Below are 16,233 nucleotides of genomic sequence, written 5' to 3' on the forward strand. Positions count from 1 at the left end.
GGGTTTGGCACGGAGTTGGCGTTTTGATCCGACATGGGTTCCAGTTCCGGCCGTTCAGAGTGCGAATTCGGAAGGATCGAAATTCAGCACCAGGGTATTCCATCCTTTTTCGCCGTCGTATTTCTCGGCCGGCATGTTCTTCAGAGGCGCCGAACGCATCAGCGCGCGATAGGTGCTGCTTTCCACGGCGCGGCGCGTGCCCTCAGGCCCACCGGTCGCGGAGATCTCCGGGCGACCGACGATGTTGCCCGAGGGATCGAGCTGCACCCGAATGGTGACACGCACCTGATCCACCGAGGTCAGGCCGGCAACCAGCGACCAGTTGCCCTGGATCTGGCCCTTGACGTTGTCGACCTCGCTGGAGCTCAGGCCGGTGCCGATGGTCTTCTTGTCGCCGCGCGAGGCGACTTCCGTCGAGCGCTTGGCGCCACCCCCGGCGGATTCCTGCTTGTTCAGCATCGCCGCGATCTGGTCGGCGTTGAAGTCGCTCTGCTGCGAGGCGGCAGCCTTTGCGGTTTCCTGCTTCTTGTCGGCAATCTTCTTGTCCGGCGTCTTCTCCGTCGGCTTTTCCGCCGTCTGCTCGGTGGGCTTCTCGGCCGGCTTTGCTTCCTGCGGCTTGGGCGGCTCCGGACGCGGACGCGAGGCGGGCACCGGCACGCTGGTCGGCAGGGGCACTTCCTCGGCCTGCTGTTCGGCGGGTTTGGGCTCCGGCTGCGGGTCGGGCTTCGGCGTCGGCGGCGTCACCTCGGGCTTCGGCGTCGGCAAGGCCGCCGTGTCTACCGGCTTCGGCGCCGTCTCTTCCGGAGCGATTTCTTTGACCTGATTGTTTTCGTTGGTCGGGTTCGGCAGCGGCTTTTCGACCTTCGGCGGCGCAGCCGCGGTCTCAGTCGGCACCGGGCGCTTTACCGGCGTCGGGGGCGTCTTCAGGTCGACATCCCGATCGCCGACATTTTCGGCGTTCTCGACGATGTTGGGCTTCGTCGTCGGGGTCGGTGCCGGCTTTTCGTTCTTCGGTGCCTTCTCGTCACCCTTCTGCGTCTGGGTGATCGATTCGACCGGGACCATGTCCACCGGAATGGCATCGACAGCCGAGACCTCGAAGGCCGCCGGAGCGCTGTAGGAAAACAGCGCCCATGCCGCCAGCATGGAATGCAGAACCAGCGATGTGCCGAGACTACCCTTCATGCGCGAGGATCACTTCTCCTGTTCCTGCAGCGTCACAAGACCGATGTTCTTGAAACCTGCAGAAGAAATGCGCGCCATGACCTTCATGACCACGCCATAGGCTGCAGCCGTGTCGCCGCGCACATAGATACGTTCGTTGTAGCCGGTGGTGGCGATTGCCTCGAGCTTCGGCACCACTTCGTCAATCGCGATCGGCGTTTCCTGCAGGTAGATCTCGCCCGTCGGATTGACCGAGATGGTGATCGGCTGCGTGTCGGAATTCATCGCCTTCGCCTGCGTTTCTGGCAGGTCGATCGGCACGCCGACGGTCATCATCGGGGCGGCCACCATGAAGATGATGAGCAGCACCAGCATGACGTCGACGAGCGGCGTAACGTTGATTTCGCTGATCGCTCCGCCACGGCCGCGGCCACGTCGACCACCACGCCGTCCGCCCGAAGCCTTGGAACCACCTGCCGACATACCCATGACGTATCCTCCTCGGCGCCGTTAGCCTTACTGGGCCGCCTGGCGCGGCTGAAGTTTTTCGTCGATCTGGCGCGACAGGATGGCCGAGAACTCGTCGGCAAATCCTTCCATGCGGCTCGACAGCTTGCCGGCATCCGACATGAACTTGTTGTAGGCCATGACCGCGGGAATAGCGGCGACGAGGCCGATAGCCGTTGCCAGCAGCGCTTCGGCGATACCCGGTGCGACGACCGCAAGGTTGGTCGACTTCGAGCCGGCAATTGCTTGGAAAGAGGTCATGATGCCGACGACGGTGCCGAACAGGCCGATGAACGGGCCGGCCGAGCCGATGGTGGCAAGCGAGCCGAGGCGGGATTCGTAAACCTCGCTCTCACGCGCGATCGTCACGTCCATCGCCCGGTCGATGCGCATCTGCAGCCCGATCGGCGAACGCGCGCCGCGTTCGAAACTCTTCTTCCACTCGCGCATCGCCGAGACGAAGATCGCGGCAAGCCCGGTGTTCTGGCGCTCGGCGAGCGTCCGGTACAGTTCTTCCAGCGACTGCCCCGACCAGAAGACCTGTTCGAACTGGTCGAAATGGCGCTTGGCGCGCGTGAAGTTCACGTATTTGTCGATGACGATCGCCCAGGTCCAGACCGAGGCGCCGATCAGACCGATCATGACGATCTTGACGACGATGCCAGCCTGCATGAAGAGCGACCAGAGGCTTACTTCGCTAGCCGCTGCAGCCAAACCCGCTTGTTCCATCTACCCACTACCCCGAATCCAATCGCCCGGCACGTAACCAATACGGGCCGGTTCGCAAGCGTTTCCCATGAAGACGCAAATGCGCTGAAATGCCCGTTTACCTGAGGTTTCAGCTGGCCTTCTCGCCTTCAAATTTGGTCAAAGGAAGGCGTGCATCGCACAAATTCCATGGATGCAAGTAAGACAATATTATCGTTAAGAATGTGTTACCGCAGGGCGGCACCCCGCACCCTCAGCTGCCGTTGAAGCTGCTGGCGATGCTGTCGGGCAACCGACGGGGCCGGCCGCTGCGGTTGATCACGGCGATGATCACCTTGGCTGCGATCAACAGCGTTTCGCTCCGGCGAATCTCCTGAACGAGCACCATCTTGGCGCCGCCGGCCTTTTCGGTTCGGGTCGTAACGGTCAGGATGTCATCCATCCGCGCCGGCGCCTTGAAATCGATCTCCATGCGGTGAACGACGAACACCAGCCCCTCCTCGTCGATCGAAACAAGCGCGCTCTGCTCGCATCCGAGGCACCGAAGATAGTCGGTCCGCCCGCGCTCCAGGAAATGCAGGTAGCGAGCGTGATAGACCAGGCCGGAGAAATCCGTGTCTTCGTAATAGACCCGTTGGACGAGGCGATGACCGCCGTCAACGAGTTCACCGGATAAGGGAAAGGAGAGGGTATCCGACATGGGCAGAGGCCAAACCAGGTTAGATGATCAAGCCTCTCCCTTACCGGCTTCGCCGGCCGACGCAAACCGTCGGCAGGCATTTTACGGCTCTGGCAATGACGTGCGACCGGACGAGCCCTTTGCGGAGCATGGAGGGCACGACCGCAGCCCCGGCGCTAGCTCTTCTTGTGAACTTCCGAAGCGCTCTTCAGCACCCGATTGCCGTTCTCCTGGCGGATCAGCACGGCCGGCTCCTTGTCATCCGCCTTGCGGGTGATCTTCTTGCCCTTGATCGTGCGGGTCACGTCGTCGGTAAATGTCTGGGTGACTTCGCCGTTCGCCGTCCCCTTGCCCCATTTCCACGAGACGTCGTCGCCCTTGTGCGGTTGTTTCATGCTGCACCTCCTGTCCGCTCCGAACGATCGTCGCGGACAGCGGTTCCCGGATCAAAGGCGGTGCAGGGCATCCAGGTCCCGATCGTCCCACACCAGATGGCGGGGCACCTCGGGAAGGGTCTCGATCTCGTCGGCGATGAAGTACGGCGGAATATCCAGCGATTTCAGGGACTCGGTGGTTGCCGGCACCCATTTGAACTCGAGTTCACTGTCGCCATCGACCACCCGATGGATGATCGGTCCCGACGCGAAAGGGAAGCTCGGCGGGATCTCCATCAGGTAGTACAGCCCAAGCTCGTGCCAGTCGCGCCCTTCGTAGCGGAAGAAGTTCTCGACCATCCACAACAGTCGGCCGACGCGCACCTGCACCCCGAGTTCCTCGACCATTTCGCGCGCCAGGGTCTGCTCGGATGTCTCGCCGATTTCCGCACCGCCACCGGGGAATGTCCAGAACGGCTCGTGCACCGCCCGGTGGACGAGCACGTGGCCATCGCGAAAACCGAGGCCGGCCACCCGCATCTGGAAGGTCAGCTTCGGCCTGGTCTTGATCCGGATGCGATGTCCCATGATATGCCTGGTCCTCAGCTCAGTTCGATCGACAGAATTCCCGGATGCAGTCTGATGCGCATCGGTAGCTGGAACTCATTCATCGTCGAGGGTCAGGCGGAACTGCGCGGCTTCCAGATCCTTCGGCGGCTGGAGACCGAGATGCTTCCAGGCGGTGCCCGTCAGTACCCGGCCGCGCGGCGTGCGCTGAATAAAGCCCTGCTGGATCATGTAGGGCTCGATGATATCCTCGATTGCATCACGCGGCTCCGAAAGCCCGGCGGCGATGGTCTCGATCCCGACCGGCCCGCCGCCGAAATTGACGGCGATCATGTTGAGGTAGCGCTTGTCCAACTGGTCGAGGCCCATGTTGTCGACGTTAAGGCGGGTCAGCGCCTCGTCGGCGATCTCCCGCGTTACAGCTTCGGCCCGGGCGACCTCGGCGAAATCGCGAACGCGCCGCAGCAGCCGACCGGCGATGCGCGGCGTTCCGCGCGCCCGCCTTGCGATCTCCCGTGCACCGTCCTCGGTGATTCCGAGGTTCATCAGCCGCGCCCCACGCCGGACGATGAGTTCCAGCTCCTCGACCGTATAGAAATTGAGGCGCACCGGGATGCCGAACCGGTCGCGCAAGGGCGTCGTCAGCAGCCCGAGACGGGTGGTTGCGGCGACCAGCGTGAACTTCGACAGATCGATCTTCACCGAACGCGCCGCCGGACCCTCACCGATGATCAGGTCGAGCTGAAAATCCTCCATCGCCGGATAGAGAATTTCCTCGACGGCGGGGTTGAGACGGTGGATCTCATCGATGAACAGCACGTCCCGCTCTTCGAGATTGGTCAGAAGTGCTGCAAGGTCGCCGGCCTTGGCAATAACCGGGCCGGATGTCGAGCGGAAATTCACCCCCAGTTCCTTCGCCATGATCTGCGCCAGCGTCGTCTTGCCGAGACCCGGCGGCCCGACGAACAGCACGTGGTCCAGCGCCTCGCCGCGGTTCTTGGCGGCTTCGATGAAGATCTTCAAGTTGGCGCGCGCTTCCGCCTGGCCGGTGAACTCGTCGAGCGTCTGCGGGCGCAGCGCCGCGTCGAGATCCTCGCCCTTCTTGACCGGCGAGAGGATGGGATTGGGAAGCGTCATGCAAGCAGTTCCATGCCGGGCACGCGTGCCGCGGCTTTTCGGTCGAAGGTGAATGTCGTCCGACAGCCGGCGGACCGGTTCATTTCGCTCAGCAGGGCGTCGGCGAAGTCCACGCTACCATGACGGCAGGCATGAATGGCATTGCCGACGGCCTCGAATTCGGCCACCTCGAATTCACGGCGTTCGAGGATCGCCTGCAGGAAATCGAGAATGGCCGTGCGCGGATATTGGTAGAAGCGCTTCAACACCCAGAACGCCTCGACAATGACCGAGACGTTGACGAAAAGCACGTCGTCCTCCTTGAGATGCGCGATGAACGAACGAATGCGCTCGGACTGTTGTGCATCATCGATAACGGAGATGCGCAACAAGATATTGGTGTCTATGCCCAGGCGCGGGCTCATCGGCTTTCGCCGTCGGGATCAGTATCAGCGTGCTTGAACCGCTCGACGGCCGCATCCATGACGACGGTCTTCACATCGGGTAAGGCGCCGTCACTTTCCCTGGGCGGCCTGCCAAGGATGCCGGGAAGATCCGCAAGTGGCTTGTTACGGGGAACGATGATCAATTCACCATCTCTGATCCAGGCATAACATTTGTCGCCTGGCTTCATCTGAAGCTGGTCACGCAGGTGCTTGGGCACAGTCATCTGTCCCTTGGCGGTAAGTGTCATATTGGCGTTCATCGCAGTCCAATCTCCTTACTTTCTCAGGATAGTAAGGAATAATGCCGGGGACAAGCTATCACCGTGACAGTTCCTTCAACCCGAGACGGATAAGCTTGGCGCTGTCGCCGCCCTCGCCGCCGTTCTTCAAGGCAGCGGCCACGGCATTTGCTGCTTGGTCACGCGAATAGCCGAGATTGGTGAGCGCCGAGACGGCATCGGCGACAGGAGCGGCAGCGACGCCCTCCCCCAACTCCTGCTTGAGGCCGATATTGGCTCCCCCGTCTCCGGCAAATGCCGGCGCGCGATTCTTCAGTTCCGTGACGATGCGCACCGCGACCTTCGGCCCGACGCCCGGAGCCCGCGACACCGCAGCCTTGTCCTGCAGCGCGATGGCATTGGCAAGTTCCGACGGTGTAAGGGTCGCGAGAACCGCGAGCGCCACCTTGGCGCCGACGCCCTGCACGCTCTGCAGCAGGTTGAACCATTCCCGCTCCAGCGCGCTGAGGAAGCCGAACAGCTTCAGCTGATCCTCGCGGACATAAGTCTCGATGAACAGCACGATCGCCTCGCCCGCCGATCCGATCCGCCCCAGCGTCCGGGCCGAACAGTGGGCGACGTAACAAACGCCATGCACGTCGACGAGGACGTAATCGTCGCCGATCTCGTCGATGGTGCCTTTGAGCTTGCCGATCATGAAGCGGGTCCTGCAATGGAGTGGGTGTCGGGGCTGATCAGCTCGATTGTCGGAAAGTAGGCGCGATATCGCTGCGGGTCTCTGGTCAGCAGGCGATGTCGACGCACTGCCGCGTGAGCGCCGATCAGGAAATCCGGTAAGGTACGTTCGCGCAAACCTCCGGATCTGCGATAGCGGACGTGAGCTTTCCCGGCGAGGAACGCGGCTTCGAAGGTGATGGTCTCCCGCTTCATCCCCAACCAGGAGAACGCTGCGGTGGCTTCCGCTTCGGTCAGCGGCGATGCGCCAAGCTCAGACCAGATCACCGGATTCAAGATGAGCTCCCCTTGTGCAGCACAAGCCTTCAACGCGTCCCGCGACCAATCCCGCACGACAGATGACGGACCGAGCATATCGATCAGGACATTCGTATCAACGATCGTGGAGGTCATCGCGCACGCCCCGGATCCAATCCATGAATTCGTCCGTCGACATGCCGCCGAGGTCTATCCTACCCTCGACGCTTGCCGCCCAGGCGTCGAAGTCCTTGATCTCTCCGCTATCAGCATTGCCTTTGATGAGCCGCACACCATCGCCCGTCGCGACAAAATCGACCTCCGATCCCGGCCCGATCTTCAGCCGGTCGCGAATGTGCTTGGGGATCGTGACCTGACCTTTTTCGGTGACGCGCATGGTAATACCTCTGTGGTATTACCTAGAAGATCTGGCGGAACAAGTCAAGAACAAACCAGCTGCAGGCTGCTACCCGGCAAGCGCCTGGCGCATCCGATGGCCGCCGCGATTGTGGGCATGGCAGATGGCAATTGCCAAGGCATCCGCTGCGTCATTGCCCTTGAACTCGGCCTTCGGCATGAGGATCTTCAGCATCATGTGGATCTGCTGCTTCTCGCCATGGCCGACGCCGATCACGGCCTTCTTCACCGCATTCGGCGCATATTCGGAAACCGGCAGTCCTGCCCGGGCGGGCACCAGCATCACCACGCCGCGCGCCTGGCCAAGCTTCAGGGTCGCCACGGCGTCCTTGTTGACGAAGGTCTGCTCGACCGCCGCCTCGTCCGGCTGGTAGGCGTGCACGACTTCCACCAGCCCGTCATGCAGCTGGCAGAGCCTGGAGGCGAGATCCATGTCGCCGTCGGAAGTGACGGTGCCCGATCCGACGAACTTCAGGCTGTTGCCGAGTGTCTCGATGACGCCCCAGCCTGTGCGCCTGAGGCCGGGATCGATGCCGATGATGCGAATCGTGTTGCTCATGTCCGCAAGTCTACTCCCGAGCCGCGGCTGCGTGCCAGCGGCAATGTGAACAAAAACGAAACATCGGCTTGAAACCGTTAACCAAGGATTAAAGCTACTCGGTCGAAGCGGCCTTCGATGCCAGTCGGATGGCAACCGGACACCTCGAATCAGCTTAAAGCTGAACCCAGGAAAAACAGGAGGTCCATCATGATGATGTTCACCCGCTTGAAGAACCGGCCGATCGAGACGATCATGTTTTTCGTCACGTTCAACCTCGTGGCTGTCATCCTCGTTGCCATCAAGGCGGCGCGGCTTTCACCGGAGATCCTGGGCTTCAGCGTCGCGGCGGCATTGGCCGGCTGCGCAGCGATCGCGATGATCGCGATCCAGGTCGATGCGCCGCTGCGGCGGCTCGCCAAGGACGACGATGACAGCCAACTCTCCCGCCAGCAGATGGTGGCAGATACGGCACGTGCGGATGAGATCGGTGCCCTGGCTCGCGAGATCAGCCGCCTGCGCCGCGAACCGGCTACCCGCCAGGCGGATCAGGAAGAGGCGCTTTCGCGGCTGGAGGATGCGCTCCGGCGGCTGTCGAATGGTGACCTCTCGTGCCTGCTCTATGTCAGCTTCCCGGAAAAGCTCGATGGTCTGCGCGTGCGCTTCAACCGGCTTGCCTCGATGATGAACGTCAATCTCTCTGCCGCCCATCGCAGCACCACGGCGCTTCGTGAGCATGGACGTGCCAGCCAAGGCGACCTTGCGGTGATCGGCGAACGGATTGCCGGTGCTTTGCCGGCCGCTCAAAAAGCAAACGGCGCGCTCGACGTCCTGAACCGCGCAGCGCATACGCGTCATCGGGATGCCGACACCATCGCACGTCGCCTAGCGGGGATCGCAGAGCACGGCACCGGGATCGCAAACACATCGACCGAAGCGCTCAACACCAGCGAGGCGGCCGGCCGGTCTCTCGATAGCGTCACCCAGTTGGTCCATTCGGTCGGAAGCCTGACGATCAAGGCGGAGGAACTGGCAGCTGTCCTCGCAGACAAGGATGGGCGAGACGGCTTGCCGCCAAATCCTCAGGCGGCAGTGCTTGCCCGGCAGCTTGCGGATGCGGGCATGGCAACAACCCAGGATCTGTTGATCCACACCCACGAGATGGAACAGCAACTGAGCGACAGCCTCCGGCACGTGCGTAGCCTGACGCGCGACGCCATGATGCTCGCCGGAACAATCGAGACGGTGGCGGCGCCCGTCGAGCGACTGGCGCGGAATGTTGAGCTGGAAGTCCAGCGGCTTTCGCTTGCACACATGTCGGCCAGGGAAACGGAAATCGTGCTCTCCCGAACCCATGAGATCGTTCAGGCGAGCGAGAACGCCATGGTGCGCATCATGAGCGAAGCGAGCGCCATCGATACCCGCTTGTCGCTGTTCAGTTTCGTGGCGCCGGGGCGGCCGGAGCACGACCGCCTGCCGGGCGAAAAGTCCCATCTGCGCTCCGTCACCTGAGCGCACCGGGGCGGGCGTCGGGCACGGCGAGAAAATGATGGAGGGTCTTAGAATCGGATCTGGAGCAACTACATAGAGACCTCAACAGATCTCTTTATGAAAAGCGCGTTCCATGATCCCCTTTTCCATTCTTGACCTTTCTCCCGTCGCCGAAGGCAATTCCGTCGGGCAGGCCCTCGACGAATCCAGACAGCTGGCGCAGGCGGCCGAGGAACTCGGTTATAACCGTGTCTGGCTTGCCGAACATCACGGGATGCCGGGCATCGCGAGCGCCGCAACCTCGGTGGTGATCGGTCATATCGGCGCTGCGACCAAGCGGATCCGCATCGGCTCTGGCGGCGTCATGCTGCCGAACCATTCGCCGCTGGTGATCGCCGAGCAGTTCGGAACGCTGGAAGCGCTGTTTCCCGGGCGCGTCGATCTCGGCCTTGGGCGTGCCCCGGGCACCGACATGCGCACGGCCCGGGCCCTGCGCCGCAACCTTGATGCCGGCGCTGAAAACTTCCCGCACGACATCGTCGAGCTGCAGCATTACCTCGGCACCCCGACCGACGAGCAGCCGATCCTGGCCGTGCCGGGCATACAGTCGCCCATCCCGATCTGGTTGCTCGGCTCCAGCCTCTACAGCGCCCATCTGGCGGCGGCCCTTGGCCTGCCCTATGCCTTCGCCTCGCATTTCGCCCCGGACATGCTGATGGACGCGCTGGAGATCTACCGCGAACGGTTCCAGCCGTCCGCGACGCTCGACGAGCCCTATGCGATGGTCGGCGTCATGGGCGTGGTCGCCGATAGCGACGCGCAGGCGCAGCACCTGTTCACCTCGGCGCAGCAGCAGTTCGTCAACCTGCGTCGCAACATCCGTTCGCAGTTCCCGCGTCCCGTCGACACGATGGAACCGCTGTGGTCCGAGATGGAGCGGATCAACGTCGAGCACACCCTGCGCTATGCGGCGGTCGGCTCGCCGGAGACGGTCAACGCCAAGCTCGCCGGCTTCCTCGCCGAAACCGGTGCCGACGAACTGATCATCTCGATGCCGGTGCACGACATCGGCGCACGGCTGCGTTCCGCCGAACTGTTCGCCGGCCTGCCGCTGATGCAGAAGGCCGCCTGAGTTCTTTGCGATAACGGCATCCGGTTCCGGCGATTACTTCGCCGGTGCCGGAGCCGCCGACCAGGTGAGATAGTAATAGGCGTCGCCGATCATGCCGAAATAGGCGCTGTTACCGGTCGCCTTGTCGGTGTAGCTGCCATCGCTCTTCAGCTGATATTTTGCCCCGCCTTCCCGAACCAGGCTGTCGCGCAGGAAACTGCTCCACTCCGCAACGCCGGTCGAAGCCGCCTTGGTCGGCGCTGCATCCGCGTCGCCGGTGTCCCAGGCGAGGATCTTCTCGCCCTTGACCGCGTCGGTCACCGTCAGCGTACCGGCGGCCAGCGCCTCCAGCATCGCATCCGCCTGGGCTTTGGTGGAGGGCGATGCGGCCAATTCCTCCAGCTTGGCCTTCAGCCCCGCCATGAACGACACGCTCTCCACGTCGTCGGATACAGACGGCGTCTCGGGCTGCGACGGCGTCTGCGAAGCGCCGCTGTCCGCCAGGAGATCGGCGAGCGAATAGGTAGAGCCGGGAAGGTCGTCGTCTGAGCTGTCGATGCCATAGTCGGAGAGCAGGCTTGACGCCATGCTGCGGCTGCCGCCGTCGTTCGAGGCTGCCTGTGCATCGTTCTCCTTGAAGATGCGGATGGCGGTCTGCGTCGACCAGAGACGCACGCTGTCGAGAGAGGAAACCATGCTGTTCTCCTGAAGAAGAGCGTTGCGGCAGGAAGACTCGCGGGGCCGCGATCCCGTCTGCCGGGCACGATTTCACCCCTGGCCTATGCGGGGCTTGCGCCCGCCGCCGCTGACGGCTCAGAAGAACCGCACGGCCGCCGTGGCGATGATGATGACGGCAACCGCCAGCATCAGCGGCTTTACGGGCAGCCGCTTGACCACCAGCGCTCCGATGGGAGCCGCCAGCACGCCGCCGACCACCAGACCCGCGGCGGAGCTCAGTTCCGACCAGCCGAGGGTCACAATGAACGTCAGCGAGATCACCAGCGTCACGCCGAATTCGGTGAGGTTGGTAGAGCCGATGACCTTCTTCGGCTCGTGGCCGCGACCGAGAAGCGAACTCGTGACGATTGGCCCCCAGCCTCCACCGCCCATCGCATCGAGCAGGCCGCCGGCGGCGCCGACGTAAGGAACCAGCCAGTCATGCACGTCGCGCGGCCAGCGCGGGCGGAAGGCCTTGTAGAGGATGAACAACCCGACGGCGATGAGATAGGCGGAAATGAAGGGCGCGATCGCCTCGCCGTCGATGCTGGAGAGCAGGTAGGCGCCGATCGCGCCGCCGATCATGCCGGCCGGCGCAAGGCGGGCCACAAGCCGCCAGTCGACATTGCGCTGATAGGCGTGGGAGACGCCCGATGCTGCGGTCGTAAAACATTCGGTGACATGGGTCATCGCGCTCGCGACGGCCGGCGGCACGCCGACAGAAAGGAGCGCCGTCGTGCAGAGGACGCCAAACGCCATGCCGAGCGCGCCGTCGACGAGCTGGGCGAGAAAGCCGATGAGGACGAAAATCAGGAAATCAGCGTCGATAAATTCCGCGAGCACATCAGCGTCTCCGTTGAACCAGAGGAGGAGCTAGGCCCGCCCGGGTGAAGGAAAAGACCGGTCTCGCCAATTTTCCGCAGCGGCATGCTGCAAGCAGAAACGAAAACGCCGCCCTTTCGGACGGCGCGATCTGTCGACTAAGAGGCAAAACACCTCCCGCAAGACCCCATCAGGCGGAAAGCTTCGCCATCACTTCGTCGGAAACCTCGAAGTTCGAATAGACGCTCTGCACGTCGTCGTCGTCGTCCAGGCTGTCGATCAGCTTCATCAGCGACTGGGCCTTTTCCTCGTCGACCGGCACGGTGTTCTGCGGCTTCCAGATCGTCTTCACGGTATCGGCTTCGCCGAGCGTCGCTTCCAGCGCCTTGGAAACCTCGCCGAGGCTTTCGAAGGCGCAGATGATCGTGTGGCTTTCATCGTCGGAGACCACGTCGTCGGCGCCGGCCTCGATGGCGGCTTCCATGATCGTGTCCGCGTCGCCGGCCGACGCCTTGTAGACGATCTCGCCGACATGATCGAACGAGAACGAAACCGAGCCGGTTTCACCCAGCGCGCCGCCAGCCTTGGTGAAGGTCGAGCGGACGTTGGACGCGGTGCGGTTGCGGTTGTCGGTCAGCGCCTCGACGATGACGGCGACGCCACCCGGACCGTAGCCCTCGTAGCGAACGGCATCGTAGTTCTCGCTGTCGGCGCCCGAGGCCTTCTTGATGGCGCGGTCGATGTTGTCCTTCGGCATCGACTGTGCCTTGGCATTCTGGATCGCCAGACGCAGCGCGGCGTTCATCGACGGGTCCGGCAGACCGGTCTTGGCGGCAACGGTGATTTCGCGTGCGAGCTTGGAGAACATCTTCGAACGGATGCCGTCCTGCTTGCCCTTGCGGTGCATGATGTTCTTGAACTGTGAATGGCCAGCCATGGCACCCCTTCATCGCGTAATATGTCTGGAATGGCCGGCTTATAGGCAGGAACGCCGTCTGGATCAACAGAAAAGCGGGCCGCGACCCTATCCGGCAGGCCTTTCCGAGCGCCTTTGAAGGCGGTTTCCAGCCGCGTGTCCGGCGGGGAACAAAGCAACACGGAAGACGTTTTCTGAACCGACCCCTGATCGTGAAAGGATCTTCAATGGTAAGTCTTTCGGAAGCACGCGACGCGCCGGCCCGCCAGCTGTGGGACGAGATCAATGGACTGCATGCCGGCATGCTGGGCATTGAAGGCTCGCAGATGCATTTCCAGCCGATGGCGCCGCATGCCGATCCCAAGACGAACACGATCTGGTTCTTCACCAAGACCGACACCGACCTGGTCCATGCCATCCGCCCCGGCACACGCGCGCACTTCTGCGTCGTCGGCAAGAACCACGACTACCACGCCTGCCTCGCCGGTGTGATCGAAGTGCGCAAGGAGGCCGCCAAGATCGACGAGTACTGGAGCGCCGTCACCGCCGCCTGGTACGAGCATGGCAAGGACGACCCGCAGCTGACGCTTCTTGCTTTGCATGTCGACGATGCCGAAATCTGGGCGTCCACCGACAGCAGCCTGAAGTTCGGCTGGGAGATCGCCAAGGCCAACATGAACGACGAGAAGATGCCCGAGGTCGGCGTCAAGCAGCACCTGTCCTTCGCCTGAACCTCGGCAGGCTCGTCCCGTAGTGGCTACAGCCCCTGTGGGACGAGGATTGTTGGCTTGCGTGGCAGGCTGCGCATCGACACCGTCAGCACCCGGTCCTTCGCGGTCGCGATGTCGTAGCGGCCGTCGAACATCGACAGGAACCGGTCGAGAGACGATCCGCCCCGGTGCATCGGCAGGATGAGCGACGATCTCAGGCGCTGGACGACGCGGCTCATGCTGTCGGCACCCATCGTCAGGCCGCCATCCGTGGGGACCATCAGAATGTCCAGCCGGCCGATCTCCGTATAGTGGCTCTCCGTCAACTCGTGATGCAGGTGGCCGAGATGGCCGATGCACAGCCCGGCGATCTCGAAGATGAAGATCGAGTTGCCGTTTTCTTCGAAGCCGCCATAGCTGCGGATGTCGGTCGTCACGTTGCGGACGTAGCTGTCGCCGACCATCACCCGATGCTCGATTTTGTCGCCGGGAACCTCGTTCCAGCCATGCAGCACATGCTCGATCCCCGGATCCGGCGCAAGCGTGAAGTGGGTGGAATGCGCCTTGTTCATGGTGACGACGTCAGGCATCACCGGCGGACGATAGGCGCCGTTGTAGTCGGTGGCGATGACGACGCCTTGCGGGCTCTCGATCTGGTAGGTTGAGTGGCCGACGAAGGTGATCTTCACCTCCTCGCGGGCGCTCGATAGCTGCGCGGTCTCGAATGGCTCAAAGCTGGCGAAGGTGACTTTGGGAATGGCCGCGGCAATCGCCTGGCACTGGCTGACGGGCATCTGCGCGCCTTGTGCGGCGGCACCGTCAAACGTCATGAACAGCAGTATCAGAGCGAATGCGACAGTCCGCAGCATCATGCCACCCCCTCGTCCGGTCCGGTGAGGGAGGATGCGACAGGCGCGCGAAAGCGTCCACCACTTAAGCGTGGGCCGGGCTCACAAATGCGTCATCCGCGGGAAGAGCGGCGGCAATTCGTCGGGCGGTTCAGCGAGACTCGCCGTCGGCCGGTGCCCGGGGATCCAGCATCAGGCTTTCCGGAGTGGCGAGAGAGGCCGTCGCGGCCGTGGTGTAGTTGTCCTTCTCGGCACTCGACAGCCCGGCGCGGCGACGCGTGCGGAAGATCGAGTGACCGAACACCACCAGATGCGCCAGCGCAGTCACCCCGAACAAGGCATGCGGGCCGAAATGCGTCATCACCGGTCCGCCAAGTGTCGGCCCGATGATCGTGCCGATGCCGAACAGCAGCAGCAGGCCGCCGGACACCTTGACGAAATCCTCGGGGCTGGCGAAGTCGTTGGCATGCGCCACGGCGATCGGGTAGAGCGCGTTGGCGGTCGCGCCGTAGACGGCCACCAGCGCGATGATAAGGTAGACGTTGAGCGGCTGGAGCGTCAGCAGCAGCAGGCCGGCCACCGCCGAGACGCCGGAAAGCGTCGCCAGCACGTAGCGTCGGTCCATCCGGTCCGACAGCCGGCCGGCCGGGAACTGCATGATGGCGCCGGCAAAGATGGTGATCGACACCATCACCGCGATCGTTCCCTGGTGCAAACCCGCTTGTGCTGCAAAGACTGCCACCAGCGTACCATAGGCGCCATTGGCGGTGCCGATCATCAGGATGCCGATGAACGACACGGGCGAATTGCGATAAAGCGCCGGCAGGTCGAGGCTTACCCGCTTCAAGGGCTGCGGCGAAGCGGCGGTCGACAGTGTCGTCGGCAGGATGGCGATGCAGTAGAGAATGCCGCAGATCATGAACAGCAGCGGCGTCGAGACGTCCGCAAGCCCCACGAGCAGCTGACCGCCGACCACGCCCATCAGGGTGATGGCGATGTAGAACGAGAAGATCGCCCCGCGGCTTTCGTTGGTCGCCCGCTCGTTCAGCCAGCTTTCGATGATCATCGAGGTGCCGGCGGTGCAAAATCCGGTGACGGCCCGCAGCGTGAGCCAGGCGACGTCGTCGACGACGATGCCGGTCACCAGCACATTGAGGCAGATGATCGCCCCGAAGCCCGAAAACGCCCGTACATGGCCTATCCGCCGGACGAGCTGCGGCGCGACGAAACATCCGAGCACGAACCCGCCTGCCCAGGTCGTGCCGAGAAGGCCGAGCACCTCGTTGGAATAGCCCTCCATCGTGCCGCGCACCGGCAGGAGAAGACCCTGCAAGCCGTTGCCGAGGAAGAGAAACAGAGTGCCGAGGAGGAGGCTGAGGACGGGCAGTATGTTGCGAGGCATTTACATCGACCGTTGGTAAGTCCGGTTCAGGTTCTGCCGCACGACTAGCACGGCAAGTGTTAAGCTGCTCTGTCGATCCGGCCGCTGCGGTAAACGTGTGGTTGCACGGGATCGACGGCGCGGGGAAGCAAGGCCCGGCACGCCCGAACAAAACAATGGTTCCGAATCTCGCCCCCACGGCCTATCTGTGGTGCAGGCGAAAAATGTCCAGCCTGTGGCTGATGGCCGCCCGCTGCAGGAAAAACATGACGAAACTGATCGGCCTCCTCCTCATCCTGGCGATGATCGCGCAGATCATCAAGCCGCTCGGCCTGCCTGGTCTCAAGCGTCGCGCCGATTTCTGGAAACTCGCGGTGGTGGCATTTGCCCTGTGGGCGCTGACCCTGCTGCTGCGCGACTTCACCTGACCTCTCGCAGCCGTTCCGGAACCTGTCGTCAGGCCAGCCATTGAAATCTCGACGGAGTTGATAGAGATTACACCGACGGTCA

General features: G+C 62.9%; 22 protein-coding genes. 4 read left to right on the forward strand and 18 right to left on the reverse strand.

The window, feature by feature from the left end:
- Positions 1–54: 54 nt before the first annotated feature.
- The 13 genes from tolA to ruvC form a co-directional block, all read right to left on the reverse strand.
- Positions 55–1,185, reverse strand: a complete 1,131-nt coding sequence (gene tolA / locus ACR65N_RS13640) for a cell envelope integrity protein TolA (protein ID WP_440457461.1) — start codon at positions 1,183–1,185, stop codon at positions 55–57.
- A gap of 9 nt (positions 1,186–1,194) precedes the next feature.
- Entirely contained in the window at positions 1,195–1,653 is a 459-nt protein-coding gene (gene tolR / locus ACR65N_RS13645; protein ID WP_430304460.1) for a protein TolR, read from the reverse strand.
- Positions 1,654–1,680: 27 nt separating this feature from the next.
- Entirely contained in the window at positions 1,681–2,400 is a 720-nt protein-coding gene (gene tolQ, locus ACR65N_RS13650; RefSeq protein ID WP_440457462.1) for a protein TolQ, read from the reverse strand.
- A 232-nt stretch (positions 2,401–2,632) separates the two neighbouring features.
- Positions 2,633–3,079, reverse strand: a complete 447-nt coding sequence (gene ybgC / locus ACR65N_RS13655; RefSeq protein ID WP_440457463.1) for a tol-pal system-associated acyl-CoA thioesterase — start codon at positions 3,077–3,079, stop codon at positions 2,633–2,635.
- Between the two features lie 155 nt (positions 3,080–3,234).
- Positions 3,235–3,453 (reverse strand): hypervirulence associated TUDOR domain-containing protein, encoded by a 219-nt coding sequence (locus ACR65N_RS13660; RefSeq protein WP_440457464.1) that lies wholly within the window; start codon positions 3,451–3,453, stop codon positions 3,235–3,237.
- A gap of 51 nt (positions 3,454–3,504) precedes the next feature.
- Positions 3,505–4,020 (reverse strand): NUDIX hydrolase, encoded by a 516-nt coding sequence (locus ACR65N_RS13665; protein WP_440457465.1) that lies wholly within the window; start codon positions 4,018–4,020, stop codon positions 3,505–3,507.
- 75 nt (positions 4,021–4,095) lie between these two features.
- Positions 4,096–5,136 (reverse strand): Holliday junction branch migration DNA helicase RuvB, encoded by a 1,041-nt coding sequence (gene ruvB / locus ACR65N_RS13670; RefSeq protein WP_440457466.1) that lies wholly within the window; start codon positions 5,134–5,136, stop codon positions 4,096–4,098.
- Positions 5,133–5,540 (reverse strand): type II toxin-antitoxin system VapC family toxin, encoded by a 408-nt coding sequence (locus ACR65N_RS13675; RefSeq protein WP_440457467.1) that lies wholly within the window; start codon positions 5,538–5,540, stop codon positions 5,133–5,135. The genes ruvB and ACR65N_RS13675 overlap by 4 nt, the downstream gene beginning before the upstream one ends.
- Positions 5,537–5,821: an AbrB/MazE/SpoVT family DNA-binding domain-containing protein gene (locus ACR65N_RS13680; RefSeq protein WP_440457468.1), complete on the reverse strand. Its 285-nt coding sequence runs from the start codon at positions 5,819–5,821 to the stop codon at positions 5,537–5,539. The genes ACR65N_RS13675 and ACR65N_RS13680 overlap by 4 nt, the downstream gene beginning before the upstream one ends.
- Before the next feature lie 58 nt (positions 5,822–5,879).
- Positions 5,880–6,497, reverse strand: a complete 618-nt coding sequence (ruvA, locus tag ACR65N_RS13685) for a Holliday junction branch migration protein RuvA (protein ID WP_430304470.1) — start codon at positions 6,495–6,497, stop codon at positions 5,880–5,882.
- A complete protein-coding gene (locus tag ACR65N_RS13690) occupies positions 6,494–6,928 on the reverse strand; it encodes a type II toxin-antitoxin system VapC family toxin (protein ID WP_440457469.1) in 435 nt (144 codons plus the stop codon). Before ACR65N_RS13690 ends, ruvA begins: the two co-directional genes overlap by 4 nt.
- The gene (locus ACR65N_RS13695) at positions 6,909–7,169 is read right to left on the reverse strand and encodes an AbrB/MazE/SpoVT family DNA-binding domain-containing protein (RefSeq protein WP_440457470.1); all 261 of its coding nucleotides are present in this window, start codon (positions 7,167–7,169) and stop codon (positions 6,909–6,911) included. Before ACR65N_RS13695 ends, ACR65N_RS13690 begins: the two co-directional genes overlap by 20 nt.
- Positions 7,170–7,238: 69 nt before the next feature.
- On the reverse strand, positions 7,239–7,748 hold the full coding sequence (gene ruvC / locus ACR65N_RS13700) for a crossover junction endodeoxyribonuclease RuvC (protein ID WP_440457471.1): 510 nt from the start codon (positions 7,746–7,748) through the stop codon (positions 7,239–7,241).
- A 189-nt stretch (positions 7,749–7,937) separates the two neighbouring features.
- On the opposite strand from ruvC, the gene ACR65N_RS13705 reads away from it, so the two are divergent.
- Together ACR65N_RS13705 and ACR65N_RS13710 are read left to right on the forward strand one after the other, a co-directional pair.
- Positions 7,938–9,239: a hypothetical protein gene (locus tag ACR65N_RS13705; protein WP_440457472.1), complete on the forward strand. Its 1,302-nt coding sequence runs from the start codon at positions 7,938–7,940 to the stop codon at positions 9,237–9,239.
- Between the two features lie 112 nt (positions 9,240–9,351).
- Positions 9,352–10,350: an LLM class flavin-dependent oxidoreductase gene (locus tag ACR65N_RS13710; protein ID WP_440457473.1), complete on the forward strand. Its 999-nt coding sequence runs from the start codon at positions 9,352–9,354 to the stop codon at positions 10,348–10,350.
- Positions 10,351–10,383: 33 nt separating this feature from the next.
- On the opposite strand, the gene ACR65N_RS13715 is transcribed toward ACR65N_RS13710, so the two are convergent.
- The 3 genes from ACR65N_RS13715 to ACR65N_RS13725 all read right to left on the reverse strand — a co-directional run bounded on the left by ACR65N_RS13715 (position 10,384) and on the right by ACR65N_RS13725 (position 12,805).
- On the reverse strand, positions 10,384–11,025 hold the full coding sequence (locus ACR65N_RS13715; RefSeq protein ID WP_440457474.1) for a hypothetical protein: 642 nt from the start codon (positions 11,023–11,025) through the stop codon (positions 10,384–10,386).
- 117 nt (positions 11,026–11,142) lie between these two features.
- The gene (locus ACR65N_RS13720) at positions 11,143–11,889 is read right to left on the reverse strand and encodes a sulfite exporter TauE/SafE family protein (RefSeq protein WP_440457475.1); all 747 of its coding nucleotides are present in this window, start codon (positions 11,887–11,889) and stop codon (positions 11,143–11,145) included.
- A 169-nt stretch (positions 11,890–12,058) separates the two neighbouring features.
- Positions 12,059–12,805, reverse strand: coding sequence for a YebC/PmpR family DNA-binding transcriptional regulator (locus ACR65N_RS13725; protein WP_440457476.1), 747 nt, complete (start codon positions 12,803–12,805; stop codon positions 12,059–12,061).
- Between the two features lie 206 nt (positions 12,806–13,011).
- On the opposite strand from ACR65N_RS13725, the gene ACR65N_RS13730 reads away from it, so the two are divergent.
- The gene (locus ACR65N_RS13730; RefSeq protein WP_430304479.1) at positions 13,012–13,515 is read left to right on the forward strand and encodes a pyridoxamine 5'-phosphate oxidase family protein; all 504 of its coding nucleotides are present in this window, start codon (positions 13,012–13,014) and stop codon (positions 13,513–13,515) included.
- A gap of 26 nt (positions 13,516–13,541) precedes the next feature.
- On the opposite strand, the gene ACR65N_RS13735 is transcribed toward ACR65N_RS13730, so the two are convergent.
- Positions 13,542–14,366, reverse strand: a complete 825-nt coding sequence (locus ACR65N_RS13735; protein ID WP_440457477.1) for an MBL fold metallo-hydrolase — start codon at positions 14,364–14,366, stop codon at positions 13,542–13,544.
- Between the two features lie 127 nt (positions 14,367–14,493).
- Complete coding sequence (locus ACR65N_RS13740; protein WP_430304482.1) at positions 14,494–15,744, reverse strand: MFS transporter; 1,251 nt, start codon at positions 15,742–15,744, stop codon at positions 14,494–14,496.
- Between the two features lie 245 nt (positions 15,745–15,989).
- On the opposite strand from ACR65N_RS13740, the gene ACR65N_RS13745 reads away from it, so the two are divergent.
- A complete protein-coding gene (locus ACR65N_RS13745; protein ID WP_440457478.1) occupies positions 15,990–16,151 on the forward strand; it encodes a hypothetical protein in 162 nt (53 codons plus the stop codon).
- Positions 16,152–16,233 lie beyond the last annotated feature (82 nt).

The organism is Rhizobium sp. SAFR-030 (assembly GCF_059415005.1).